Annotated in this window: 21 protein-coding genes; 12 read left to right on the top strand and 9 right to left on the bottom strand. The window is 64.0% G+C overall.

What is annotated here, in order from left to right:
- Positions 1-123: 123 nt before the first annotated feature.
- Together ACFWO3_RS20255 and ACFWO3_RS20250 are read left to right on the top strand one after the other, a co-directional pair.
- Positions 124-1,983 carry a dynamin family protein gene (locus ACFWO3_RS20255; protein WP_378581100.1) on the top strand — a complete coding sequence of 620 codons (1,860 nt, stop codon included), beginning with the start codon at positions 124-126 and terminating at the stop codon, positions 1,981-1,983.
- Positions 1,980-3,455 (top strand): dynamin family protein, encoded by a 1,476-nt coding sequence (locus tag ACFWO3_RS20250; protein WP_378581098.1) that lies wholly within the window; start codon positions 1,980-1,982, stop codon positions 3,453-3,455. Before ACFWO3_RS20255 ends, ACFWO3_RS20250 begins: the two co-directional genes overlap by 4 nt.
- A 41-nt stretch (positions 3,456-3,496) precedes the next feature.
- Here the strand turns inward: ACFWO3_RS20250 and ACFWO3_RS20245 are convergent, their stop codons facing one another.
- A complete protein-coding gene (locus ACFWO3_RS20245) occupies positions 3,497-5,461 on the bottom strand; it encodes an Hsp70 family protein (protein WP_378581097.1) in 1,965 nt (654 codons plus the stop codon).
- A gap of 885 nt (positions 5,462-6,346) precedes the next feature.
- On the opposite strand from ACFWO3_RS20245, the gene ACFWO3_RS20240 reads away from it, so the two are divergent.
- Genes ACFWO3_RS20240 through ACFWO3_RS20230 form a run of 3 tightly spaced genes read left to right on the top strand, consistent with a single transcriptional unit; the run spans position 6,347 to position 9,398 of the window.
- Entirely contained in the window at positions 6,347-6,772 is a 426-nt protein-coding gene (locus ACFWO3_RS20240; protein ID WP_378581095.1) for a hypothetical protein, read from the top strand.
- The gene (locus ACFWO3_RS20235) at positions 6,769-7,566 is read left to right on the top strand and encodes a hypothetical protein (RefSeq protein WP_378581094.1); all 798 of its coding nucleotides are present in this window, start codon (positions 6,769-6,771) and stop codon (positions 7,564-7,566) included. The genes ACFWO3_RS20240 and ACFWO3_RS20235 overlap by 4 nt, the downstream gene beginning before the upstream one ends.
- Positions 7,563-9,398, top strand: coding sequence for a serine/threonine-protein kinase (locus tag ACFWO3_RS20230; protein WP_378581092.1), 1,836 nt, complete (start codon positions 7,563-7,565; stop codon positions 9,396-9,398). Before ACFWO3_RS20235 ends, ACFWO3_RS20230 begins: the two co-directional genes overlap by 4 nt.
- Here the strand turns inward: ACFWO3_RS20230 and ACFWO3_RS20225 are convergent.
- The 3 genes from ACFWO3_RS20225 to ACFWO3_RS20215 form a co-directional block, all read right to left on the bottom strand.
- Positions 9,379-9,960 (bottom strand): FHA domain-containing protein, encoded by a 582-nt coding sequence (locus ACFWO3_RS20225; protein ID WP_378581153.1) that lies wholly within the window; start codon positions 9,958-9,960, stop codon positions 9,379-9,381. The genes ACFWO3_RS20230 and ACFWO3_RS20225 overlap by 20 nt on opposite strands.
- Positions 9,961-10,165: 205 nt before the next feature.
- Complete coding sequence (locus tag ACFWO3_RS20220) at positions 10,166-10,600, bottom strand: hypothetical protein (protein WP_378581091.1); 435 nt, start codon at positions 10,598-10,600, stop codon at positions 10,166-10,168.
- A gap of 264 nt (positions 10,601-10,864) precedes the next feature.
- Complete coding sequence (locus ACFWO3_RS20215) at positions 10,865-11,896, bottom strand: AraC family transcriptional regulator (protein WP_378581090.1); 1,032 nt, start codon at positions 11,894-11,896, stop codon at positions 10,865-10,867.
- 92 nt (positions 11,897-11,988) lie between these two features.
- Here ACFWO3_RS20215 and ACFWO3_RS20210 point away from each other — a divergent pair, with 92 nt between their 5' ends.
- Complete coding sequence (locus ACFWO3_RS20210; RefSeq protein WP_378581089.1) at positions 11,989-12,609, top strand: NAD(P)-dependent oxidoreductase; 621 nt, start codon at positions 11,989-11,991, stop codon at positions 12,607-12,609.
- Here ACFWO3_RS20210 and ACFWO3_RS20205 read toward each other — a convergent pair.
- Together ACFWO3_RS20205 and ACFWO3_RS20200 are read right to left on the bottom strand one after the other, a co-directional pair.
- A complete protein-coding gene (locus tag ACFWO3_RS20205; protein ID WP_378581088.1) occupies positions 12,606-14,018 on the bottom strand; it encodes a carotenoid oxygenase family protein in 1,413 nt (470 codons plus the stop codon). The genes ACFWO3_RS20210 and ACFWO3_RS20205 overlap by 4 nt on opposite strands.
- A 71-nt stretch (positions 14,019-14,089) precedes the next feature.
- The gene (locus ACFWO3_RS20200; protein ID WP_378581086.1) at positions 14,090-14,527 is read right to left on the bottom strand and encodes a hypothetical protein; all 438 of its coding nucleotides are present in this window, start codon (positions 14,525-14,527) and stop codon (positions 14,090-14,092) included.
- Positions 14,528-14,601: 74 nt separating this feature from the next.
- On the opposite strand from ACFWO3_RS20200, the gene ACFWO3_RS20195 reads away from it, so the two are divergent.
- From ACFWO3_RS20195 to ACFWO3_RS20175, 5 genes are all read left to right on the top strand, one after another.
- Positions 14,602-15,216 (top strand): TetR/AcrR family transcriptional regulator, encoded by a 615-nt coding sequence (locus ACFWO3_RS20195; protein ID WP_378581085.1) that lies wholly within the window; start codon positions 14,602-14,604, stop codon positions 15,214-15,216.
- A gap of 39 nt (positions 15,217-15,255) precedes the next feature.
- Positions 15,256-17,553 carry an FHA domain-containing protein gene (locus ACFWO3_RS20190; protein WP_378581083.1) on the top strand — a complete coding sequence of 766 codons (2,298 nt, stop codon included), beginning with the start codon at positions 15,256-15,258 and terminating at the stop codon, positions 17,551-17,553.
- A gap of 125 nt (positions 17,554-17,678) precedes the next feature.
- Complete coding sequence (locus tag ACFWO3_RS20185) at positions 17,679-18,941, top strand: pyridoxal phosphate-dependent aminotransferase (protein WP_378581082.1); 1,263 nt, start codon at positions 17,679-17,681, stop codon at positions 18,939-18,941.
- A gap of 57 nt (positions 18,942-18,998) precedes the next feature.
- Positions 18,999-19,709, top strand: coding sequence for a helix-turn-helix domain-containing protein (locus tag ACFWO3_RS20180; RefSeq protein ID WP_378581081.1), 711 nt, complete (start codon positions 18,999-19,001; stop codon positions 19,707-19,709).
- Positions 19,706-20,122 (top strand): hypothetical protein, encoded by a 417-nt coding sequence (locus ACFWO3_RS20175; RefSeq protein WP_378581079.1) that lies wholly within the window; start codon positions 19,706-19,708, stop codon positions 20,120-20,122. Before ACFWO3_RS20180 ends, ACFWO3_RS20175 begins: the two co-directional genes overlap by 4 nt.
- Here ACFWO3_RS20175 and ACFWO3_RS20170 read toward each other — a convergent pair.
- Both ACFWO3_RS20170 and ACFWO3_RS20165 read right to left on the bottom strand, forming a co-directional pair.
- Positions 20,098-21,249: an MAB_1171c family putative transporter gene (locus ACFWO3_RS20170; RefSeq protein ID WP_378581077.1), complete on the bottom strand. Its 1,152-nt coding sequence runs from the start codon at positions 21,247-21,249 to the stop codon at positions 20,098-20,100. The two genes, ACFWO3_RS20175 and ACFWO3_RS20170, sit on opposite strands and share 25 nt — an antisense overlap.
- 2 nt (positions 21,250-21,251) lie before the next feature.
- Positions 21,252-21,752: a hypothetical protein gene (locus ACFWO3_RS20165; protein ID WP_378581075.1), complete on the bottom strand. Its 501-nt coding sequence runs from the start codon at positions 21,750-21,752 to the stop codon at positions 21,252-21,254.
- 618 nt (positions 21,753-22,370) lie between these two features.
- Between ACFWO3_RS20165 and ACFWO3_RS20160 the strand changes: the two genes are divergently transcribed.
- Entirely contained in the window at positions 22,371-23,639 is a 1,269-nt protein-coding gene (locus ACFWO3_RS20160; RefSeq protein ID WP_378581074.1) for a YibE/F family protein, read from the top strand.
- A gap of 6 nt (positions 23,640-23,645) precedes the next feature.
- Here ACFWO3_RS20160 and ACFWO3_RS20155 read toward each other — a convergent pair whose 3' ends face one another.
- Positions 23,646-24,944 carry an Hsp70 family protein gene (locus ACFWO3_RS20155; protein ID WP_378581072.1) on the bottom strand — a complete coding sequence of 433 codons (1,299 nt, stop codon included), beginning with the start codon at positions 24,942-24,944 and terminating at the stop codon, positions 23,646-23,648.
- Between the last annotated feature and the right edge of the window lie 30 nt (positions 24,945-24,974).

The following is a 24,974-nucleotide window of genomic DNA, read 5'->3' as shown; positions in this document are numbered from 1 at the left end:
TCTGGCCAAGTTGCAACCGACCACGCCGCCTGCTGCAGCCTGCGCGGGCCTCGTGACGGGAGTACCCTCATTGACAGAGTTCCGCCTACAGAGATCTCCGTTGTGGGAAGTGGCGAGTACGCGATGAGTCAATCGGCCGCGATACCGCACAGCAATGAGGCAACGTCGGCACCATTCCACGGCCTGCCGATCGACCCCGCACTGATGGAAACAGTTCGATCCATTCTGCGCACAGCCGATCGTGGCGACCTCGAGGAACGCCTACAAACATCCCTCGACCGAATCAGCGATACGTCGGTGCAGGTTGCAGTGGTAGGAGGAGTGCGACAGGGAAAGAGCGAGCTGATCAACTCCCTGCTCAATCTACCTGCGTGCAGAGTAAACGGCGGCACCACGGTGACAACGCGGGTGCGGCACGCAGAGACGGCCTCGGCGACGCTGGTGATTGCCGATCCGAGTCGTCCCAAACCCATCGAGGTTCCGATGCCACTTGCGGACATCGGTACGGATCTGTCAACCTCCGAGTACGCCGAGGGCAATCCGGTGATTCGAGCCGAGATCGGCGTCAGCAGTCCCCTCCTCGCGGAGGGGATGGCGATAACGGATACGCCCGGCATGGGGCGAAGTGGGCAGTCGCATACCCCGCAGGTTCTCAACGTTCTCGCCGCATCCGATGCCGCGGTAGTTGTATCGGATGCCAGTCGAGAATTCACCGAACCCGAGGTCACCTTCATCCGTCAGGTCGTAGGCCTGTGCCCGGCGGCGGTGATTGCCCTGACGAAGACGGATATGTACCCGGACTGGCGACGGATCCTCGACGCCGATCGACGACACCTGACGTCGGCAGGATTATCGACACGACTCATTCCGGTGTCATCGGTGCTGCGCGCCCACGCGCTGCGATTGAAAGACCACGATCTCAATTCCGAATCGGGCTTCACCGAACTGGTCGCCTTCCTGCGGAACAGGGCACTGGCCGAGGCATCGGTTCATCGGAGAATGAGCTTCGCAGACGAGCTCGACTCCATTGCAGAACACCTTTCCATCGGACTCGCGTCCGAACTCGCGGCGCTCCGAGATCCGGACGTACGTGAACGCTTGATCGAGCAATTGCGGGTGAAGAAGACCGCAGCTGAGGCGCGGGCCAAGGTGGCGGCTCAGTGGCAGCAGGTTCTCAACGACGGGATATCGGACTTGAATGCCGACATCGATCACGACCTCCGCAACCGAATGCGTCTGATAGTGCAGGCAGCTGAGACAACGATCGACGAAAACGACCCCGGTCGCATCTGGGCGGAACTGACCGAATGGCTGCAAGATCAGGTCGCATCCGCCGTCGGCGACAACTTCTTGTGGGCCTATGACTCGTCGGAGGCCTTGGCACGCGATGTCGCGGCGAGCTTCGCAGCCGAGGACAACGAGGTGGACCTTCCTCAACTCAGCGGTATCGGTGGGACTGCAATCATCGACCCCTCGCTCGAGGTCGGAACTTTGGACACCAACAAGGCTGGGATCACTGAGAAGCTGCTCGTGGGGATGCGCGGTGGATTCGGCGGTGCCATGATGTTCGGGATGGGCGCCACGATGTTGGGGCTGGCAATGATGAATCCCATCACCTTGGGCGCGGGCGTCTTGCTGGGGGCCCGGGCGTACAAGGAGGACCGCACGCAACGACTCGCGCGGCGCCGAGGCGAAGCGAAGACCGCTGTTCGGCAGTACCTCGACAGCGTCTCCTTCCACGTACACAAGGAATCACGCGATCGACTCCGGCTCACGCAGAGACTGCTCCGTGACCATTTCAAGGGCATTGCCGAGCAATCGATCCGGTCGCTGAAGGAGTCCGTCAAGGCGGCCAATGAATCTGCAAATCTTCAAGTGGCGGAACGCGAAGAACGGGCACGCGCATTGGAGAACCAACTGACGGTGATGGCTGATCTGCGTCATCGCGCGACCGAGATCCGGTCGGAGGGCCCTGAAAGATGACCGCCATCGCCACAACCGACCGCACACGCGATCTCATCGCTACGACACGACGACTGTACGAAGGGAACGGGCACGTTCTCGACCAGTTGTCCGCCGGGGCCGAACGATTGGATCAACCTCTACGAATCGCATTGGCCGGTTCCCTCAAAGCAGGAAAGTCCACACTACTGAACGCACTTGTCGGCCAAAGCATTGCGCCTACCGATGCAACCGAATGCACTCGAATCGTCACGTGGTTTCGGCACGGCTCGACCCCATCGGTTACCGCACGCTGCCATGACGGAGCAGCGATGAACGTGCCGGTACGCCGCGTCGACGGACATCTCACCTTCGATCTCGGGACGCTGACATCAGCGGCAGTGGACCGAATCGATGTGGGCTGGCCTGCGAGCACCCTCTCTCGTACCACCCTGATCGATACCCCTGGAACTTCCTCGCTGTCACGCGAAGTCTCCGCAAGGACCCTGCGGCTTCTCACACCCGAATCCGGTGCTGCGGAGGCAGATGCGGTCGTGTATCTGTTTCGCACGTTGACTGATACGGACGTCGCGTTCCTACGGCAGATCGCTGGGCACGTCGGAGGACAGGCCGGGCCACTCGGGGTTATCGGCGTGATCGGTCGAGCAGATGAGCTCGGATCAGGACGGCTCGACGCTATGCACTCGGCACGAGACGTGGCGAAAGAAGTGACGCGGGAACTCGAGTTGACCGGCCTGTGCCAAACCGCGGTACCGGTAGCCGGCCTGCTGGCGCTCTCTGCGAAGACACTGCGTCAGAGCGATTTTCTGGCCCTCCGTAAGTTGACGACGGTAACGCCAGAGGATATGGAACTGTCGCTGCTGTCCTCGGACCGCTTCGAACGCACCGAAAGCCCGTTGCCGCTCGATGCCAGAGTGCGTGGGGAGTTGATACGTAGATTCGGACTGTTCGGAATCCGAATGGCACTGACCCAACTACGGCTCGGCGTCGCCGACTCCCCCACTCTCGCCGACAGGCTTCTGGCCCGGAGCGGGTTGAGTGAACTCGAGAGCGTCATCGACATCCAATTCGGGCAACGGTCCGAGGACCTCAAAGTCCACACCGCTCTGGAATTGCTACGACGAATCTACGCCGAGCATCCGAACCCACGGGCAAACGAAGCCAACCGTGAGGTCACCAGACTGTTGAAGAACGTTCATGGCTTTCAGGAACTTCGGATGCTCGGAAAACTCCGATCGGTCAAAACGCGGCTGTCCAGGGACGAACTCGACGATCTGCAACGCGTGCTGGGCGCATTCGGCACGGGACATGCGGAACGGCTCGGACTCGAACCATTCGCTGTCGCGGGACTGGGCCGTGAGGTCGCGTTGGCTCAGGTACAGCTGTGGCGTGAACGTGCCGAACACCCACTCGCCGACCAGTTCACTGCCGCTGCATGCCTCGCCGCGGCCCGGAGCGCCGAGGGCGTACTGAGCGAGCTGCGCAAACTCTGATCGACTGCACCTCGATACGTCTTGCCTTCACTTTCTAGCGGCTATTGTTCGTCGGCGCCGCTCGTGTCGGCACCTGGTGCAGTTTCGTCACCACCGGACGAGGTAGTGGAGTCGCCCTCCGGCGGGATGGTTTCCGACTGGCCGGGGGATTGCTCAGGCTCCGGTTCCGCCGGTGCGTCAGCGACCTCGTCGGCCTCGTCGGCGGGCGGCTGTGCAGGCGCGTAGACAGGGGGAGCAGCAGGAGTATCTGCCGGTGACTGAATGGGCACATCGACAAGAGGAGCCTCGGACACATCGGCAGGCAGCTGAGCAGGAGGCTGGGGCGACACATCGGAACGCGACGAAGCGTTGTCGGTGTGGGTATTGCCGGACTGCGCACCCCGGTCGCGTACCGGTGGGACCGGCCTCGCCGCGGTCTCGGGAGGTTGGAGGACGGGCCTTGGGTGCCGCGGCTCGGATGCCCGTATCGGAGCCGGTGCGAGTCGGGCTGGAGCATCCGCAGCGGGGGAACCGGGAACGGGGGCTGCCTCGAGCGGGGGCGAGACCACCGCCTCGGTTGCCATGACGGAAGGCACCGGGTTTACAGGGTTTGTGGTCTGAGCCCCACTTCCCAGAACGACAGCGCCGACGGTGGCAGCAGCACCGGCAACGAGAACTGCCGTGGAGGCCAATGCCAGCGCTGCGCGGCGGCCCCAGAGATGCGAAACGCGGCCGCGCAAACCAGAATCGACAAGTGGGGTGGAAAGAACTGGCGCCGGAGGAACTCGACGCGCAGGTACCGGGGAGGCCGAGGCCAATCCATCCTTCGATCGTCTTGGCCGCTGCGCTGACTCGATGGTCGGGGCAGACGCAGTTGGGGACTCGGTCCTGTGGTGCGGCCGAGGCGTCGTTACTGTGCTTGGCCGCTTGCTCGATGCCGTGACGGGGACCGAACTTCGAATCGATCGAGTTGCTGCGCTCCGTGACAACAGAGCGGCACCCCGAGCCGAGAGCATCGCCGGGTTGGCAACGCTCACAACGGGAATCCGGAACTCTGAAGAGATGACCTCTGCCACAAGGGGAACCGAGCAAGCCCCTCCTGCAAGGGCAACGCACGCCACATCGTCGATGCCTAGGTCGTTCTCGTGCAGATACTGTCGAGTCAGCTCGATGGTCCGCATGAGGGGCACCCTGATCAAGTCTTCGAGTTCGGGACGGGTGAAGCGAACGTCACTGTGGAATCCGGGAAGATCGACTTCCACGGTGGCGGCCGTCTCCGCGGACAGCACCTCCTTGGCATGGCAGCAGCGACCACGCAACTCGGTGAGCGCCTCCCGGACCGCGGGCTCCGAGTCGTCGATCTTGCCGACCTCGTCCTCGACCCCTGTCAGAATGTGCTGCAGCGCGAGGAAATCGATCTGCGATCCACCGAAATCCAGGTTGTGCAGTGGTGTTCCGATCGTGTCGATACCGTGATCACCTTTACGTACGACCGAGACGTCGAGTGAGTTCCCCCCGAGGTCGTAAACCAAGACCACCCCCTGGTCGGGAACATCAGCGGTTGCCTCCAGCGCGCGCAGAGTCGCTTCGCTCTCGGATACGAGCGCGACATGCGTCAGCTCGGCGCGGTCCATTGCGTGGCGAACCAGTCCGACCGCGTCCGCATCCCAGTGGACGGGGTGAGCGACAGCGATGGTTGGCTCGTGCGGAAGCGTCCCGGCGTTATATCTGACCAAGTATCGGATAGCCGCCGCGACAAGAGCTTCCGGTCGGTGAGCGGAACCGTCTGCGGTGAGTAGGTCGACGGGATCGCCGACACGACTGACGAAGCCAACGATCTCGGCGCCTGATCCGTGCCCACGAGGCAAGCTGCCGGCATTCTTCAGCACCGGTGCCCCTCCGTCCGTCATCGCCAGGATCGAACGGTGCCGGATCTCGGTCATCTTCGCGTCGGGATCCACGTCGGATGGGTCCGCCGTCGTGGCGAAGTCGACGCTTCCGATCTTGATTCCAAGTGCTGGGGACATCGCGCGCAGCTTCCTCTCGATGGTGGGACCACATTTCGTCCCTTCGCGGAGGACCAAGTGGTGGTATCTCAAGGCTAGGGACGCCGGCGGGCCGAATCGTCCCCATGAGGAGGGAAAGAACTCACCCCTGCTGCGGCAACAGTCCGAACCTCACGCGTCGTCCACATCGTTCGATACCGGCCGGCAGCCGACTATGCGGTCGCGGGGGCGATCACGATCGAAGCTGGGGGGTGAATTGCGGTTGTCTCCCGGACGGGAGCGGAGAAGAATGATCTCACGAGCATCACCAAGGGGGTGAGGCTAATGCTTTGCACTGCCCGATCGGCGTGGGCGGGTGCTAGCGTCGGCCTCCTTCCGATCACCGCAGCCGCATTGGTGTGCCTCTCCCCGGTAGTCGTCCCGCAACCGGCAGTTGCAGCCCCCACTTGGTGCGATCCACAACCAACCAACAACTACTGCAATTCACCCGACTTCACCCCCTACGTCCCACCACCCGACGACTTCATCCCGACAGACCCACCCGACGACTTCACCCCCTACGTCCCACCACCCGACGACTTCATCCCCACAGACCCACCCGACGACTTCACCCCCTACGTCCCACCACCCGACGACTTCACCCCCACAGACCCAGGACCTGACAGCAACATCCCGGGTCCGGTCCCTGGCCCTGGTACCCCCGGCCCTGAACCTGGGCCCGGGCCTGAACCTGGACCTGGGCCTGGGCCTGGGCCTGGGCCTGGGCCTGGGCCTGGGCCCGACGTTCCCGGCCCTGCCCCCCTTCCAGTCCCTGATCCCCGACCCGGTTCCGCACCCTCACCCGCCACCCCGGATCTCTCTGCCGACCCAGATATCACCCGCGCCCCCGTCGCGACGCATCGTGTCGTGCCGGGAGTTCCGTCACAGGTCCCTCCACCCGGCGCCTTGCCACCGTCGTCGGCGGCGGCTCTGCAACTCAGCGCTCCGGCCGTGGTGCCCGGAGACCCGGTGTCGGGCCAGGGCTACGGCTGCCCGCCCGAGTCTCCAGTCGCCCTTTCGGTCGGCGGAACCCCGGCCGGGACAACGGTCGCCGACTCCAACGGCGCATTCGTGTCCACATTCCACATGCAAACATTGACCGAAGGTCGCTACCAGGTGACCGCGGATTGTGGGCCGGTCCTCCTGGCGGCGCCGCTCGACGTGGTGCTGGTCAGCAGCATCAACCCCGCAACGTCGACCCTTACCGTGATCGTGTTCTTCCTGCTGATCGGGGTCTTCATCTACGTGCGAAGGCTCTTGAACCCACCCGCTCGACAAGTGGAGGGGAAATGAGAATCCTTTGGTTAGTGGCGGCACTTGCCCTCGTCGGGTTCCTCCTCCCCCTCCCCGCTGCAGCGGCGGCAGGGTCCGTAAGTCTTGCGGCCAGCGTCAACGGACGCGACATCTCGACCGCCACGGAGACCGATCCGATCGTCTTGGACCCGGACGGCTCCGCGACGATTCAGGTAGTGGTGACCAATAGTGGACCCGAACCCGTCACCATCAGCCGCATCGACCTCGACGGGCAAGTGGTGGGCCTGAGCTTCTTCGCATTCGGCACGTCAGTGGGCCTCACCGTAGAACCGAACACGACCGAATCCCTCGTCTATTCGGTGGATCTCGCCGGTCTCGAAGAGCAGGCCACCGGACTGATCCGCGGCACGGTGACGGCATTCGACGAACGTGGCGAGACGCTGGCCTCCGTCTCCACCATCACGGATGTCCAGGGTTCATTACGGTCCGTGTACGGACTGTTCGGACTCGCATTGTTGATCCTCACCGTGCTCGCAATCGTCGACGCAGCGTTTGGAATCGCCCGCCAACGGCTATCCGACAACCGCTGGAAGCGTGGTCTGCGACTGCTGGCGCCAGGTATCGGCATCGGACTGGTGATCGTGTTCACGCTCTCCGCATTCCGGGTCTGGGTGCCGTCCGGCGAGCGCTGGTTGCTCGTCATCCTCGTGTTCGGGGGTGGGTTCTTCGCCCTCGGATATCTCTCCCCGACGCCGGATTCGGACGAGGAGGATGAGTACGAGGAAGACATGCGGGAGACCGAGCCGATGAACATCGAAAGCCTCGACCCATGACCACCGATCTCGAGCTGGTCAGCGATTCGCTACCCGCATACGAGATCACTGGACAGCTCGGCCAGGGCGGCTGGGGGGTGGTCCTTGCGGGCCGTCATCGCAGGCTCGAACGTCCGGTGGCGATCAAACAGTTGCCGTCGGCCCTGGCATCCGACCCGGTGGTACAACGTCGTTTCGTCTCCGAGGCCCGGTTACTCGCCTCGTTGGACCATCCGCATGTGGTTCCGATCTACGACTACGTCGAGAACGACGGACTCTGCCTTCTTGTCATGGAATTGCTCCCCGGCGGAACGGTGTGGAGCCGCTTCACCGATGCCGGGTTCGACGCGCCGTCTGCAGTTGCCGTTGCGCTGTCCTGCGCGGCCGGGCTCAAGGCTGCACACGACCACGGAATACTGCACCGCGACGTCAAACCCGAAAACCTGCTGTTCGCGGCGTCCGGCACTTTGAAGGTCGCCGACTTCGGCATCGCGAAAGTGGTCGGCGGCGACGAGACACTCATGACCCATGCCGGTGAAGTGATCGGTACACCGTCCTACATCGCCCCCGAGCAAGCACGCGGCGGTGAGTTATCACCGGCCACAGACGTGTACGCGCTGGCAACCATGCTGTACGAACTGCTCTCGGGGTCCCTGCCGTTTCCGCCGGACAAAGATCCGATGGCGACTCTGTTCATGCACGCCTTCGACGACCCGACACCACTCCACGAGGTTGCGCCGGACATTCCCGAACACCTCGCGGCCGTCGTCATGGGCGGCCTGGCCCGGAACCCGGCCGAGCGGTACTCGACTGCGGAGGCCTTCGGGATTGCCTTGGCCGAGGCATCCGCCGAGCCGTGGGGTCCGGGATGGATTGCGACACAAGATATTCCGTTGATCGGTGCCGATACGATCTCGGCGGCGGCGGGACGAACCTCGGCACCCGCACTTCCTACCGTCATCGACGGTGTCGTCGCACCGGCTCCTCCGACACAGCACCAACCGGCACCGCCCACTGTGCGCCCCGCGCAGGCCGATCGCGCCCAGGGCACACGGCTGGTCGATATCAGCAAATCCGCGCTCGTCCCGGTCAGGGAAGTCGTCACCGTCCCGTCACCGAAGATGCCGTTTCTGATTGCCGCGGTACTCGCCCTCGTCACGGTCGGTGTCGCATTCCTCGGGCTGGGGTCACCGAGCACAGGAGGTGACATCCCACCCGGCACAGTCACGGTGAATGGCGTCGACGTCATCGGGGATGCTCCGGTCAGTATCGATCTGACAGATCCTGTGGTCGTGAGCACCGCGGGCGATCCGATCGCCGGCACCGCAGGACTGACGCTGTCGGTACTGGGGGTCACCGTGGCCGAAGAGTCCGCGCCCCTCGTCCCGGACGCTGGTCGAAATGTTGCGACGATACCCGCGTTGAGCGGCGGCTATCTGGTCGCCGGCGCACTCACCGGCGAACTGTCGCTGACCGGGCCGGCCGGGTCACCTTCCACGTCGAGCTTCCCCGTGGAGACCGTCCAGCCCGCGATCACGACAGCCGCCGCAGTCGGTGTCGCGGCTCTGATCCTGTTCGCCGCCGCGTACCTGGAATCGTTTCTTCGCTCGCTGCGCCGTGGCCACCGCCGGATATCCGCCGGAATCGGCGTTTCGGTGTTCGGTGGGGTGCTCGCGATCGGTGTGGTGGGCGCAACGTGGATTCTGGTGGGTCGTGAACCAACGTATGTCGCCCTTGTGATCTCGGTGGCGTTCGGTGTGTTGGCGGGTGCTGCAAGTGCCGTGGGCGCGTGGCGAATCGGATGCCGACGGCGCTATCGACGCAAGGCGAGAGTCAAAGATCGTGATCGGTGACGATCCCGCCCTGCATTGCCCGTTCGGCGAGACGCGCCCGCTTCTGATTCTGCGGAAGGTCTCCGACGCCGAACTTGTCGAACAACACTCGTAGATGGGTCTTGACCGTCTCCGCGCTCAAGAAGAGTTCAGCGGCGATCTGCTTGTTGGAGGCCGGGCTCGCGAAGGGCGCACGGTGTCCGTACGGGCGGCACAGCGCGACCAGCACCGCCATCTGCGCATCGGTCAACGCGCGGCGAGTCGGCAGAACGTCCGATACCGAGGTCCTCGCACTGGTAGGACGCCCGTAGTCCACGTAGGTCAGCTGCGTGGAGCCGACTCGAATACTGTCGCCGGGGATCAGTCGGTGTCGCCCGATGAGGCGCTTACCGTTAACGAACGTTCCATTGCTCGACAGGCCGTCATCGATGATGGTCCATTGACCACCGAGCCTCTCGACCACCGCGTGCAATCGCGATGCCTCCTCATCCGAGGTGAGGGCAATATCGGCCTGCGATGAGCGGCCTATGGTGACACGTGGAGCATCGACGGACAGGGGCAGCTCTCTTCGTCGACTCGACATGTCGATGTAAGACAGGCGAGGACCCACCGGACATTCGGTCACAGTCGTACCTTCCCTACCTGAAGGGAATTCGTTCTTCCAATGAAAGTCTCATCCGTTCGGAGTGGTCACGTCAATAATTCGCATCGCCCGACCACCACTCCCGCAGGTGAAAGGTAGGGGCTGCGTATGCACAGCCCCTACCTGCGTCCTTCCGTGGGGAGGATCAGGGCAGCACCACACAGACGAACTGTCCCAGGGCGAAGCCGTTCTTGACTTCCACCGTGGTGGCCGGTCCTCCAGCTGCAGCTGTGATGTCATAGGTTCCCACAGCGGAAGGTGTCCACGTCGTGGTGAAGACATCACCGGCGGCCGTAGCTGTACCCCCGCCTGGAAGAGTTGCAGCAGGCACAGCCGGGGCAGTTCCCACAACTTCGAAGGCAACGACCTCATTTACTGCGCCTGCCTCGGCGGCGATTTCGTAGCCACAGCTGGTTCCGTGGGTCCCTCCCCATGGAATGTTGAGCAATGCAGTTGCCTCCACGGTGGGTGCGGTTACGGCGGAGGCATTGGGTGCGGCCAGGAGCAGGGAGGCTCCGACCGCTACTGCTGCGGCCGCGATTTGCGACGTCCGTCCGAGCCGGATTGTTCTGGTATTCATGGTAATTCCTTTCCGAGTGGAGCACGCTTTCCGTGTTCGATTTCGACACTAGGCAGCAACACCCCCGCTCGACATCACCCAACGGTGGAGGAATCACCACCCCCTGTGAGCAGGAAACGAGTTTCCGCTCCAGACAGTGCTCGCTTGCGCCCGCCCCGGCACGAAACCTCCACGGGCACGAACCAGGGCACGCGTTCTCCAGCGGGACGGCACCGCGCAAACGGGCAGCGACAACTGAGAGTGGATCCGAGCGGATTCCGATGGCTACGCAGGCCGCCGAAGTTCTGTCGAAGTACGACAAGCGCCTGGAGAAACACCGACCGTCCGCTTGAAGGCGCGGCTGAATGCGGCTTCGGACGCGTACCCCAGTCGAGTTGCGAGGGCAGTGACGGGGACATCGTCCGTCTGCAACCAGTCGAGCGCCACCTGCATCCGCCACCGCGTCACGTACTGCATCACCGATTCTCCGACCAATTCGGTGAACCTGGCCGCGAACGCCGACCTCGACATGGCTGTTGCCTTCGCGAGCGATGCCACCGACCATGCCCGTGCAGGATCACGATGCACCAGTGACATCGCCCGGCCGATACGCGGATCCTGCAAGGCACCCAGCCATCCCGTCTGTCCGGCAGGGTCTGCGGCGATCCAGGACCGAATTGCCTGAATGACGAGAATGTCCGACAGCCGCTGAATCACCGCCTCACCACCCGGCCGCAACTCGCGGCCTTCGACAGCGATGAGCCGGAGAGTGCTTCGCATCCAGTCAGCCTCGGGCGACGACGATTCCAGCGAACCTTGGCGAACTATCGTGCGAGGCAGCAGCGCCACCAGATTCCGAGCTGCAGGATGCCCGAAACGGACTGTGCCACAGACGATGTTGGCGGATTCCCCACCACCGCCGTATCGAAGAATCGCGTAACGGTCGCTCGCGTAGTCGTACTCCAATTCCTCGACCGACTCGGATGGTGCATCGGGACTGCTGATCAAACGGTGCCCATGACCGTGCGGAACGAGAGCGAAGTCGCCGCGCTCGAGGCGTCGTAATTCCTCTCCCGCCACGTCGAGCAGACACGTTCCGGAGTTCACGACGTGGAACCACATCGACCCGGGCTCGGGCGGAAGGTCCAGACCCCACGGCGCGGTCAACTCGGAACGACAGTAGAACGTGCCCGACATGCGCAGGACGTGTAGCGCTTCACCCAACGGGTCGGGTGTGGTCCAGGGATCCTCACCTCGCATGAGTTCAGTCTGGCGCTGCACACGCAGCACGTCCAGCACTCCCGGACGAACAGTCATGAAACTGCGACGTTCGAGCATTGTTTCGCCTGCTCGAGCCGCCGAGTATGGACGGTAGGCAATTCGAAACCACTCACGAAAGGGAAATTCCCATGAAAATCGTCATCTTCGGATCCACCGGCAGCGTGGGCAGTCACGTCGTCGAACAGGCGCTCCGACAGGGACACCAGGTCACTGCGTTCACCCGAAATCCGAATCACGTCGCGACCCGACACGAACGGCTGACGGTCGCCCAGGGCGACGTCCTCGACTCGGAAGCCGTCCTGCGCGCCGTTGCCGGGCAAGATGCGGTTGTCGTCACACTCGGCGCCGGCCGGAAGGGCGAGGTGCGATCACACGGCACCGCAGCGATCATCGATGCCATGCAGCGGACCGGAGTACGCCGACTGATCTGCCAGTCCACCCTCGGTGTCGGCGAAAGCCGAGACAGCCTGAACTTCTATTGGAAGCGCATCATGTTCGGCTTGCTGTTGCGACCCGCATACGCCGATCACGTCGAGCAGGAACGTCGCGTCCGGGACAGCGATCTCGACTGGACGATCGTTCGGCCGTCCGCCTTCACGAACGGACCGCAGACCGGCAAGTACGAGCGGGGGTTCGGATACGACCGCATGACCGAGTTGAAGATCTCCCGTGCCGACGTCGCGGACTTCATCGTCGATCAACTCACGGACGAAAGCTTCCTCCGCGCCGCACCTGCCATCTCGTACTAGACCGGATCAGGCAACCACGCCCCGTGCAAGCCGGACGGCACACGAATCGGCAAGCGCACCTGTGCGAGTGGCCCCGACTCCGGGGCCTCGCCGGGAAGGACGAAGAACCACGACTGCCCGGCAGCAACGTCGGTGCCGATGGTGCCCCAGTACCCGTGCTCGTCCCCGGGCATGAAAATCGGCTCCCCGACGGTCACACCATCGGGCTTCCAGTGCTTTTCCGAGCGCGTCTCGGTGTCGAAGAACCACAACGAATCCATGCCACCGGAATGTCCGCCGGTCTTGCCGACAGTCGAAATCGTGCTGTGAATCCGGGTGATCCGACGATCGTCGATCCTGGGGAACTCGACGTCTCGATCACAGATCACCTCTCGCGATGTGCGACCCGAGACCGGGTCGATCACCACCCGCACCAGCGCTCCTTCGCACGGACGATCCTCCTCGGCGAAGCCACCGGGGTAGGGCCACTCCACGTAGTCGACGCCGACGCGGCCGTCCTCGAACTCGAATGCGTTGGCGAAGTGCCACACCCAGAATGCCTCGTGGTCGACCCATCGCACCTTTCCGCCGTCTCGCGGGATGAGCGCGATTCGAGTTCCGTCGTCAGGGCGCCAGTTCAGGAGCGAACCACCCGTCATGGCCGCCGCGATATCGAACACAAGGGGACACAACATGAGGACGACGTAACGCTCGGTGAGCGCCATGTCGTGGATCATGAGCGAACGTTCCACACCCGCAACAGGAGTGGCCTCACGGACCGCCGAACCATCGGCACCCACTACCGACCATGTCAGGTACGGCTCCTCCAAGAGATAGTTGAACAACACCATCTCACCGGTGGTCGGGTCGATCTTCGGGTGCGCGGTACTGCCGACCGCCAGTGCGCCGTCGCAAGTGTCGCGTCCCAGCGTCCTCAGGTCGTCCGGCCGGAGACCGAAGGGAAAAGTCGTCTCGGCCATCGCCAACAGCCGTCCGCCGTGCCGAACGATGTTGATGTCGGGCAGTTCTCGTTGAGTTCCGGCCAGTTCCGGCCCTACCTCGTCCGCGCTCGGAGTGTACGGGTCGGTCACCCCGGGCCAGATGGCATGACCCGCGGCTTCCTCGGCCACCACCATCGGGGTGCGGACGAAGCGATTGGTGTAGTGCGCGGCACCCTCACCCAACTCGACGCGATGCACCATCGCATCCCCGTCGAGCGGGTAGACGTAGGTTCCGATCGGGTCGAATCGCGGGTTGGGACCATTGCGTAGATACGCGCCGTGCAGATCGCTCGGCAACTCGCCGATCACCTCGAGGTCGCGGACGTCCACTTCCTCACGCTGAGGTTCGAACGCACCGGTGAGATGAGCGTGGTGGGCAACGTCCACGGCGGCGGGACGTTCGAACGGGTCGGAATCTGTGACACTCATCGGGCACCTGCCGAGTCGATGTGCAGTGTCGATTCACCGTAGCACCGGCCCTGCTCCCCGCGGACTCGAAACTACGGGCTCATCAGCTGCGCGGCACCGAGGCATGCGGCACCGAGAGCGATCACTCCGACAGGAACCTCGGGGAATCGCTTCGCCGCGACCACCAGCATGGCAACGGCAGTCGCCGAGGACGCCATCGAGACCGGGGTCCGTCTCCCCAGGAGGGCCGGATCCTGGCGGACCGCCGCAATTGACGTCGCGGAGAAACCCGCTGCGAGAAGACCCATCGCGACGCTGTAGCCGGTGTCCAAGTCGTGCACGCTGCGAGTGATTCCGCGCTCGAACATGCGAACCGGGGTCGCTTCGGCGAGCTCGTGCACCGCACGTTCCCCGTCACTCGGCTTACCGAACACGTGAACCACCGCGATGTGTGCGACTCCGATGAACCCGACGAGGCCCGCGCCGATGACATGTAGGCGTCGTGCCGCTTCGACGTTCGTGTTGGACATGACCGACTCCTGTCGTCGAAAGTTGATATACGAAAACCTTAGTATCGAAACTGTGGTTTCGTATAGTGGTCAGCATGAATTCGCCCCAACCCGGCCGCCCCCGCGACGACAGGATCGACCACGCGGTCCCCGCTGCCGTTCGCGCACTTCTCGCCGAGGTCGGGTACGGACGATTCACCGTTGACCAGGTGGCGGCAAGGGCAGGAGTAGGCAAAGCAGCGATCTATCGTAGATTCGGGTCCAAGGCCGAGATGGTCTTCGCCTCCGCCGTCCACGACGTCGACACCGGTCCGGTAACCGACACCGGCCGACTCGAGAGCGATCTGCGCGCCCTGATCTGCCAAGTCCACGACATCATGGACACCCCGGCCGCCCGGGTCGCGTTACCTGCGCTGATCGAGGCACTCACCGCGGACGACACCCTCCGCGAGCGACTCACCGACACCTTCCTCGCCAGCGAACTCGCCGACGTACGAGAAATCTGCGAGCGTGCCCACGCACGGGGCGAACTGGCCGATCATGTCGACGTGGAATTGGCCCACCTCTTGATCACGGGCCCACTCATCGCCGCCCTGTTCGTCTTTCACCTCCCGGTCGGCGAGCAACTCCTCGATGAAATCGCCCATTCCGTCTATCTCACCCTCACCCCTACCTCCTGTGAGCGGTTAGCGAGTCCAGAGACTCGCTAACCGCTCACAGGGGATAGGGCGACGTGGGACCATGAGTCTATGGACGACCCTTGGGTCGTAGTCGAGACCGAGCATGGCCGCGCCAGGTTCGGTCCCGGCACCTCCGCCCGCATCGGCCGCGATCCGCACGTGGAAATCACCGTCGAGGATCCGGTGGTCTCGCGTGAACATGCCCGACTCGTGTGGGACGACGGCTGGCTTCTCGTCGATTCGGACAGCAAGAACGGTATCTACGCGGACGGCCGACGGCGCGAGAAGATCCCCGTCTCCGGCGAGGTTCGCGTGCGTCTCGGCAACGCCACCAGCGGACCGACGGTGCGCATCTCCATCGAGGACCCGGACGCGACACGCCTGGCCGGGGGCGGCCGATGGGACGAGTCGACCATCAGCGTCGGCACTCAACCGCCGACGCCCCACGAGTCCGTACCGGCCGGGGCCCGCACGATCGGCCGGTCACCCGACAACGACATCGTGATCAAGGACGTGTTGGCATCACGACATCACGCGATCGTGCACAGCGTGGCGGAGGGGCTCGAGATCGACGATCTGGGTAGCGCCAACGGAACGTTCCTCGGTAACACCCGAGTCTCACGCGCACAGCTGACCGAGGACGACGTCGTCACCATCGGCAACACAGATCTGATCGTGAAGGAAGGGCGACTCGTGGCCCGACACGCCGAGGCACCGGCTGCCGGCGGGCTTCGGGTTGACGGCGTGGGACTCACCATCGACGACGGACGGCGGCTACTCGAGGACGTCACGTTCGACGCCGGCCCTGGCAGCCTCACGGCCGTGATCGGCCCGTCCGGCGCAGGAAAGACAACCGTGGCCACCATCGTCTCCGGCACCGCAAGCCCGACGGACGGCGTTGTCGAATTCGAGGGACGCAGCGTGCACGCCGACTACTCGGTGCTGCGTTCCCGCATCGGCATGGTGCCCCAAGACGACGTCGTCCACAGGCAGCTGACCATCCGGCGGGCGCTGGGCTACGCCGCCGAGCTGAGGCTGCCTCCGGACACCACCCGAGCCGACCGCGAAGCGGTGATAGCCGGGGTACTCGACGAGTTGCAACTGACAGAGCACGCCGACACCCGCGTCGATCGGCTCTCCGGCGGGCAACGCAAACGCGCATCCGTTGCCCTCGAATTGCTCACCGGCCCTTCATTGCTCATTCTCGACGAGCCGACCTCCGGTCTCGACCCGGCACTCGATCGGCAGATCATGGCCACGCTGCGCCGCCTCGCCGACTCCGGTCGCGTCGTCGTCATCGTGACGCACTCACTGTCCTACCTCGAGATGTGCGATCAGGTCTTGCTGCTTGCGCCCGGCGGTAAGACGGCCTATGTCGGTCCACCCGATCGTGTCGGTGCCGCGCTCGGCAGCAGCGATTGGGCCGACATATTCGCCCGCGTCGCAGCCGACCCGGACGGCGTGTTCGCCGAGTACCGCGCCACCCGCCCGGACAGGGCTTCCGCACCACCGAGCCCGCCCGGCCCACTCGGCCGACCCGCCCGCACATCGCGTCGGAAACAGTTGAGCACCGTTGCGAGACGACAGGTTCGGTTGATCCGCGCCGACAGGGGCTACTTGATATTCCTGTCCCTTCTTCCGTTCGTGCTCGGCGGTTTGGCACTGCTCGTGCCCGGCGATACGGGTTTCGGACCCTCCGGGACCGACGTGTCCGGTGAGCTCACCCAGATTCTGGTGGTGCTGATTCTGGGCGCCGCGTTCATGGGCTGCTCCTTGACGATTCGTGACCTGGTCGGCGAGCGGATGGTCTATCACCGCGAGCGCGCCGCAGGTCTGCTCCCGTCTGCGTATCTGACGGCAAAAGTCGTCGTGTTCTGCGTCGCCGCGATCGTCCAGTCGGTGGTCATGGTGTCGATCGTCTTCGTGGGCAAGGGCTTCCCAGGTCGCGGCAGCTTCATACCGTCCGGCCCACTCGAGCTGGTCGTGGACATCGCCGTGACGACCTGCTCCTGTGTACTCGTCGGTTTGGCATTGTCGTCGGTGGCGCGCTCGAACGAGCAGGTGTTGCCGATGCTGGTGGTCACGATCATGGCCCAGTTGGTCATGTGCGGGGGGTTGATCACCATCACGGGACGTGCCGTTCTCGAACAGTTCGCGTGGCTTTTTCCCTCCAGATGGGGATTCGCGGCCGCAGCCTCGACCGTGGACCTGGTCACGAACTCCACCGGCACCGAGCCGGACACGCTCTGGCAACACACCGCATCCTGGTGGCTGCTCAGTACCGCCATGCTGCTGCTCATCAGTGCAGCGCTGGCTGCGTTCACCTACACCAGACTCCGGCTTCGTTCGCGAAGCCGCGGGCGGTGAGCGTCCCACCCCTGTGAGTGGTTAGCGAGTCCAGAGCCTCGCCAGCCACTCACAGGGGGAGTTCGCGGCCTGATCGATCAGCGTTCCCGCACCGATTCACAATCGAGTTGCACGGGAGTGGGAAGATGAACGCCGTGAGCACTCCGGAGCATTTTCACCGTCGTCAGCCGCAGCGTGCGTTGGAGCAGTCGAGCAAGCTCCAGAACGTGCTATACGAGATTCGTGGGCCGGTGCACGCGCATGCGGCCCGTCTCGAGGCTGAAGGGCATCGAATCCTCAAGCTCAACATCGGTAATCCCGCCCCGTTCGGCTTCGATGCGCCCGACGTGATCATGCGCGACATGATCGCCGCCCTGCCCTATGCGCAGGGGTATTCGGAGTCCAAGGGCATCTTCTCGGCCCGGCGTGCGATCGTGACGCGGTACGAGCTGGTTCCCGGCTTCCCCGAGCTGGACGTCGACGACATCTACCTGGGCAACGGCGTATCCGAGCTCATCACCATGACGATGCAGGCTCTGCTCGACAACGGCGACGAGGTCCTGATCCCGGCGCCCGACTACCCACTGTGGACGGCGATGACGAGCCTGTCCGGCGGCACCCCCGTCCACTACTTGTGCGACGAGGGAAACGACTGGAATCCCGACGTCGCGGACATCGAATCGAAGATCACCGACAAGACCAAGGCACTACTCGTCATCAATCCGAACAACCCGACGGGTGCCGTGTACTCGACCGAGGTTCTGCAGCGGTTGGTAGAGGTCGCACGCAAGCACCAGTTGTTGCTGTTGGCCGACGAGATCTACGACAAGATCCTCTACGACGACGTCAAACACACCTCTTTGGCAACGCTGGCCCCGGACCTGCTGTGCCTGACGTTCAACGGTCTGTCGAAGGCGTACCGCGTCGCCGGATACCGCGCAGGGTGGCTCGCCATCACAGGACCGAAGGAGCACGCGAAAGGGTTCCTCGAGGGAATCGACCTGCTTGCTTCCACTCGTTTGTGCCCGAACGTTCCCGGTCAACACGCGATCCAGGTGGCACTCGGCGGACACCAGAGCATCGAAGATCTGATCCTGCCCGGCGGCCGACTGCTCGAACAGCGCGACGTCGCGTGGGAGCGACTCAACATGATCCCGGGTGTGTCGTGCGTGAAGCCGCGCGGAGCCCTCTATGCGTTCCCCCGTCTCGATCCCGAGGTCTACGAGATCCACGACGACGAGAAGCTCGTTCAGGACCTCCTCTTGCAGGAGAAGATCCTCGTCGTGCAGGGGACCGGCTTCAATTGGCCCGATCACGACCACGTCCGTATCGTCACTCTGCCGTGGGCGCGCGACCTGGCGGTGGCGATCGAGAGGTTCGGTAACTTCCTCACGAGCTACAAGCAGTAGGATCGAGGCAGAAAGCGATACGAACGTCGCTTTGCTATCTCTTTTGGGGGAATGAACATGGCTACCGAGATCCGAGCCAGGTTCGGGCAGTACGTCTACAAGCGTCGGCGAATGCTCAACCTGACCCAGGACGAGGTGACTGCAGCCGGCGGCCCTTCGGATGCCGCGCAGACTCGGGCGGAGAACGGGACCGGGCCGGATCCGAGCATCGAGACTCTCCGGAAACTCGATGTCGCTCTGCGTTGGGTCCCCGGCAGCGCGGCTCGCACGCTCGAAGGTGGAACGCCCACCCCATTGGAAGGCGAAGACTCGGCGAAACCTGCCGCTGCACGGCCGCAGTTGGCGCTCGGCCCGACTCACATCCCTCTGGACCTCGAAACCATCGTCGAGATCCTCGGCCCCCATTCGAAGATCAACCGCCTCGCCGAAGCCAATCCGGGCGTGGCCGGACTGTCCGAGGCCGCCGAGGACTTGAACAGGGTGATCTCCAAGATCACCGGCAGCTATGTCACGCGTCTACTCGAGGTGAACGGTGGCCCGACCGGACCGCGGCAGCCGCTGGTCGAATTCGCCTTTGGTGAACTGCTGGACACCCCACCCGATTTCGCCGACCCTGTGGAGTACGAAGAGGCCAGGTACCGACGCTTCCTGTCCGGACGCCATCACGATCTCGATGACCAGACCTGCGCACGCTTCCATCAGCGTTGGCTGACGGCCGTCGCGAACACCACACCCGATACCGATGCGAGCACGGAGATCAGCGCATGAGCACGACCCCACTCTCCGTACGAGTCAACAGATTGTTCGCGCTGGCGCACGAGGACGGGGCACCCGGGCCCACCACCGCAGAAGTAGCGGAGTCGCTGTCGCAGGTCGTCGGTCGTCAGGTGAGCGCCGAATCCGTGCAGGCACTTCGCGACGGTGTCGACCCCTACGGTGAGCCCGAGATTCTTTCGGCCCTGGCTGCCTGTTTTCACGTCCCGGTGCAGTACCTGTCGGATTCCGACTATCACGACTACGACACCCTGATTCGCTTCAAGCTCGCCGTGCGAGAAGCGGGGGTCAACCATATGTCGATGCGCGGCGGACCGAGCGAACAGCAACTGTCGGTCGAAGCGATGGAAAGGATGATTCCCCTCCTTCAGAACCTTCCGAATCAGTTCGGAACCGACTCCCGGTAGGCGACCCACTCGCGAGCGATTCGGCCTGCCTGTGCCCAGTGGCCGGCGATGCGGGCGAGTTCGCCGACCTCATTGCGCAGATCCACGGAGTGCGACCTGATCTGTGAGGTGTCGGGTTGTGGCGACTCACCGGCTGCCCGAGCCATACACGACAGATGCAACCCGACCGCCACACTCAGATCTCGGTCTTCGCCGAGCGGGGGGACGCGACCGAACTGTGGGTACTCGTCGACGACCAACATCGAGTCACGTATCTCGACACACATGCGATGCAACGCCATCCGCGACGGGAGGGCGCCACGATCGGCCGGGCGCAGTTCGAGGACCACCCCCGGCACGGAATCGGTGAGCGTGCGCCACATCGGCGACAGCTGTCTGCGCAGTCGTGACGGTCGGTCGAGCTGGAACGTCTCCATCGCCGCGCGAATAGCGGGACGCACCGCCACCGAACACATGCCCACGAGAATGAACATCGTGGTCACTCCATTGATGGCGGTCCGGAACTCTGTGAACCCGTTGGTCACGCCCATCGCCGACATGACGGCCGCCACCGCCATCGACCCGGCGTCGAGTCCGGACACCACACCGATCCCGGTCAGCACCCCGAACATCCGTCGCTCGGACCGAACGGAGGTTCGGCGCAGACTCTTCGTCGCCACGAAGACGACGGTTGCGCAGACTGTGAGCGACGGGATGGCGTAGACCACGAAGTACCCGGCGTACTGCCAGCCACCCGACTCCTCGAGGCGTTGGCCGGCAGCGCGGGCAGGTGCACTCAGCATCAGCAATGCGATTCCGAGCAAAGCGCAGAAGGCCATCGATACGACGTGCACCCGCGGCCACTTCTTGTGCCCCAGCGCCCACGCCACAGCGAGACTGAAGAGAGAGGCGAAGGACAACATGATGATCGCGTTTCCGAAGTGACGCGCGGTACCGTAACCGAACGTTTCGTCGAGCGGCCGATGCACCCAGGACTTCGACATCAGAACCGTGATCGACGCCAGCACCAGAAAGACGTTCTGCCGGGTATTGACCACCCCGTGCCTGGTCCATACGAGCCTGAGAGCAGTGGTGCCCCACACCACGAACAGCAAGACGGCCATGACCGGCGGCGGGAGTGCTGTCATCCTCAGAAGCTTCCTAGGATGCGTGCAGCCCGTTCGTCGCCGTTGCCACCGCGCCTGTTCACGCGAGCCATGATGTGGGTCGCGAGAAGTTCGGCGTCGTATTCCTGCCGAGTGGAGTAATTGGATCTGCCCAACGCACTGACAATTTCCGAGGACCCCACGCTGGGAGTGAGGTCACGCAGCTGGGCAGGATCGAGAGTCGTGTCGCCGATCGGTGCGAGATCGTGATGGAGTTCCATATGGGCGATCTCGTGGCACACGATGTGCGTGGCGTGCGTGTCCGAGGTGTCCCCGGTGTAGACGATGACGTCGTCGGAGATTCTGGCCAGCCACATTCCGAAATGATTGCCGCGCAGGACACTGTGCGGAACCGGGACCAGCTGGATAGGCCGACCACGCCGTGCAGCCACCCCGGCCACTATCGCATCACGGGTCACTGCGGATGGAAGATTCATCCGTTCCAACGCTCGCGCGACGTCGTTTCCGCGAAATGGCCGCTTCACCGTTCACCTCCTGAACGGTGGCATTCTATGCCCTCTCGGGCGACGACGCCTGACGGGCTCGATCGTGAGTAGGCGCAGTCTCACCCAGCGAGACGGTGTGATCGCGCCCTACGTCACGACACGGGTGCGATTTCGCCCACCCGGTTGACGAATGCACACGATGTGTATGTAAATTGGTCCTCGGCACTTCGGTGCCACGAGCACCTGACGGCCCTCCCCCCCCCCTGTGGTCGTCAGGTTGGTGGCGGGGTCAACCCCCCCTGTACCCCGCCACCCAGCTCGGCCAATTTCGCCGGCGCGAAATCCACCCCTCGAGAACTTCGCAGCCGCCCCGTTTCATGCATCGAATCCCGCTGAGAGATCGATCCCCCTCCGAACCGATCTGAGCGAACATTCGAGCCCTGCCCGTTCGGACCTACTGGGGCTCTGCCGTGAAGCACTTTGTGGGCGCGTATCCGACGTTGCTCGGATATTTAAACACACTAGCGACATGTAAGCGACATAGGAACAATAGCCGTGTGCTCCGTTCACCAGTAGGTCCACTGGTGCCCGGTGGCAGTTCCAGGGTGACTACTCTGGCGTGGTGCCACACACGCATCACACACGAGACGTCCGCCGATGACCACGCACGGACATGGACATGGACACGGACACGGACACGGGGAGCCTGCACCCCTCGGCACGGCAGCCGCGACCGTTGTCGTCACCATCCTCGGAATCATCGCCGCGGCGGTCGCCGTGGGAGCGGTGATGTTGTGGCCTAGTACCGAGCAGATCCAGACCAAGCTCCCACTGAGCGGTGATGTGGTCACGGAATCCGGCACCGTGACTGCCCACGAGTTCGGGTCGTGTGGAAGCGTGTCGGCCGGGACCGCGTTCACGGGTAATCCGGTACCGCCGGAAACCGACGCCTATCAGTGCGAGCGCAGCATCGTCGACATCGAATCGGGCGAAGACGAGGGCATGCGCACCCTCCTCGAGATCATCCCGAACCCGGGCCAGCCGAGTCTCCACGTCGGAGACGACATTCGAATGCTTCGACAACCCGACATCAACGGCACGATCCAGTACTCCTTCGAGGACTACTCGCGCGGGCTGCCACTGGCACTGATCACCCTCGCCTTCGCGGCCGTCGTCATTGCGATCGCACGCTGGCGCGGACTTCGAGCGTTGATCGGCATCGTTGTCGCGTTCGCTGTTCTGGTGGTGTTCATGCTGCCCGCGCTTCTGGACGGTAAACCCGCGATACCCGTTGCACTGGTTGGTGGTTCGATCATCCTGTACGCGGTGTTGTATCTGGCTCACGGCGTCTCGCTTCGAACGAGTTCGGCACTGCTCGGGACGCTGGCGTCCATGATGTTGGCGGCCGTGTTGTCCTACGGCGCCATCGGTCTCACCAAGTTGACCGGCCTGTCCGAGGAACAGAACACCGATGTCCAGGCCTACATAGGCACGGTGAGCATCACCGGACTCTTGTTGGCGGGCTTCATCATCGGTTCACTAGGTGTCCTCAACGACGTGACGATCACCCAGGCCTCGTCTGCATTCGAACTAGCCGAGCTCGATCCGAACGCAAACCGCCGCAACATCTTCGCGTCCGCTATGCGCGTGGGCAGAGACCACATCGCCAGCACCGTGTACACCCTGGTTCTCGCGTATGCCGGTGGAGCGTTGCCCTTGCTGCTGTTGTTCAGTGTGTCGGGGCGCCCGATACAGGACGTACTGACGAGCGATGCCGTGGCGACGGAGATAACCCGATCGGCCGTGGGCGGCATCGCTCTGGCTCTGTCCGTTCCGTTGACCACGGGAATCGCTGTGCTTCTGGCTCGCCCGCTCGGAAGCGCGCCCACTACTCCTGCACGCAGGGGCGGTCGCCACTCACGCTGACCGTGTTCAACGGGGAAAGCGTGGCAACTCCGGCAATTGGAAGGGCGGCAGTTGCAGCGGTGGCAGCCCCGGGAACACCGGTCTCGGTGGAGGCGGAGGAGGCGGAGCCGGTTCGGGAATCTGCACGCTCTGCGGGGTCCGAGTCGGGGCAGGCGCCGCGTCGCTGACCTTCGGCGGCGCGGGCGGCGGAGGTGGCGGAGCAACCGAGGTGCTGCTCGGCGGGGTGGACATCGGTGGCGCGGGAACAGCTTCACCTGCCGTCTCCCCCGGCGTCATCGCACCACCGACGGCAACACCGATCCCGAGGATTCCCAGCACCGCGATACTCGCGGCGACGGTACCGATCTTGCGCTTGCGCGCGCGTGCCTCACCGTCGGAGCCGGTGCCCTCGATCAACGCTGCCCAGTCGGGCTCGGACTCGGTCGTACCCGACCCGCCGGGCGCCGACCCGACGTGATCGGAGGATTCCGAGCGCACCAGCATTCCGGCACCACGCGCGGACACCGTTTCCGGGTCGTCGGGGACAACGGTGGGCAGCGCGATCCACGACTCCATCACCGACCGAACCAACGGGATGTGCGCGCCACCTCCGACGAGGACGACCAGATCGGGCACGCGCCGGGAGCGTGCGATCACCTCCCGCGTGAGGCGGGCAGAAGATTCGACCGCAACGGTCACGAGCGAGTCGAACACCGAGCGGGACAGGAGAAGCAATCCGCTATCCCCAGGCACGCATACGGCACCGCCCCTCGAGAGCTGTTCTTTCGCGGCACGGCACTGCGCATCGAGCGCTCGTGACTCGGCTTCGGTACGTGGGGAACGCAACCGGCCGGCCGACACCTGGTTGTCCCGGATCAGCCTGTCGAACAGATCGCCGCCGACAGAATCCGTCCGCAGGGTCTCGAGGACGCCCCCGCTCGCCCGGTCGACAACGCTGATGGTGAGACCGGAACTACCCAGGTCGTAGATCAGTGGGACTTCGGCGGACCCCAGCACACCGGAGTCCTCGAGGGCGTGCAGCGTCGCCCGCACCTCTGGGACCAGTCGATAGTTTCGAAGCTGCTGGCGGGCCATCGCGGCGTGCACGGCGTCCGCCTGCTCCGCATCCCGGTACGCGACACCCGCATGGTGCACTCGCCCGGGATTCGCATCACCGGTAAGGACGACACCGATCGATTCGGCGGCCAACTCCTCCGGCCGACGACTGTCCACCGATTGCGACAGGACCGGGTTCAGATCACCCGAGTCCGGGCGGGCCAGGCGCACAGCGCTCGCCCCCACCGATACCCCGAGAACCGAACTCATGCGCCGCCTCACTCATCGTTTCATGGGTTC

This window comes from Rhodococcus sp. NPDC058521 (genome assembly GCF_042719695.1).
Classification (GTDB): domain Bacteria; phylum Actinomycetota; class Actinomycetes; order Mycobacteriales; family Mycobacteriaceae; genus Rhodococcus_F.
This window is presented reverse-complemented; position numbering and strand designations above follow the sequence as displayed.

Coding starts and splice junctions, on each gene's coding strand:
- ACFWO3_RS20255 (WP_378581100.1), top strand. CDS start 124: ATGAGTCAATCGGCCGCGATACCGCACAGCAATGAGGCAACGTCGGCA.
- ACFWO3_RS20250 (WP_378581098.1), top strand. CDS start 1,980: ATGACCGCCATCGCCACAACCGACCGCACACGCGATCTCATCGCTACG.
- ACFWO3_RS20245 (WP_378581097.1), bottom strand. CDS start 5,461: ATGTCCCCAGCACTTGGAATCAAGATCGGAAGCGTCGACTTCGCCACG.
- ACFWO3_RS20235 (WP_378581094.1), top strand. CDS start 6,769: ATGAGAATCCTTTGGTTAGTGGCGGCACTTGCCCTCGTCGGGTTCCTC.
- ACFWO3_RS20230 (WP_378581092.1), top strand. CDS start 7,563: ATGACCACCGATCTCGAGCTGGTCAGCGATTCGCTACCCGCATACGAG.
- ACFWO3_RS20225 (WP_378581153.1), bottom strand. CDS start 9,960: ATGTCGAGTCGACGAAGAGAGCTGCCCCTGTCCGTCGATGCTCCACGT.
- ACFWO3_RS20220 (WP_378581091.1), bottom strand. CDS start 10,600: ATGAATACCAGAACAATCCGGCTCGGACGGACGTCGCAAATCGCGGCC.
- ACFWO3_RS20215 (WP_378581090.1), bottom strand. CDS start 11,896: ATGACTGTTCGTCCGGGAGTGCTGGACGTGCTGCGTGTGCAGCGCCAG.
- ACFWO3_RS20210 (WP_378581089.1), top strand. CDS start 11,989: ATGAAAATCGTCATCTTCGGATCCACCGGCAGCGTGGGCAGTCACGTC.
- ACFWO3_RS20205 (WP_378581088.1), bottom strand. CDS start 14,018: ATGAGTGTCACAGATTCCGACCCGTTCGAACGTCCCGCCGCCGTGGAC.
- ACFWO3_RS20200 (WP_378581086.1), bottom strand. CDS start 14,527: ATGTCCAACACGAACGTCGAAGCGGCACGACGCCTACATGTCATCGGC.
- ACFWO3_RS20195 (WP_378581085.1), top strand. CDS start 14,602: ATGAATTCGCCCCAACCCGGCCGCCCCCGCGACGACAGGATCGACCAC.
- ACFWO3_RS20190 (WP_378581083.1), top strand. CDS start 15,256: ATGGACGACCCTTGGGTCGTAGTCGAGACCGAGCATGGCCGCGCCAGG.
- ACFWO3_RS20185 (WP_378581082.1), top strand. CDS start 17,679: ATGAACGCCGTGAGCACTCCGGAGCATTTTCACCGTCGTCAGCCGCAG.
- ACFWO3_RS20180 (WP_378581081.1), top strand. CDS start 18,999: ATGGCTACCGAGATCCGAGCCAGGTTCGGGCAGTACGTCTACAAGCGT.
- ACFWO3_RS20175 (WP_378581079.1), top strand. CDS start 19,706: ATGAGCACGACCCCACTCTCCGTACGAGTCAACAGATTGTTCGCGCTG.
- ACFWO3_RS20170 (WP_378581077.1), bottom strand. CDS start 21,249: ATGACAGCACTCCCGCCGCCGGTCATGGCCGTCTTGCTGTTCGTGGTG.
- ACFWO3_RS20160 (WP_378581074.1), top strand. CDS start 22,371: ATGACCACGCACGGACATGGACATGGACACGGACACGGACACGGGGAG.
- ACFWO3_RS20155 (WP_378581072.1), bottom strand. CDS start 24,944: ATGAGTTCGGTTCTCGGGGTATCGGTGGGGGCGAGCGCTGTGCGCCTG.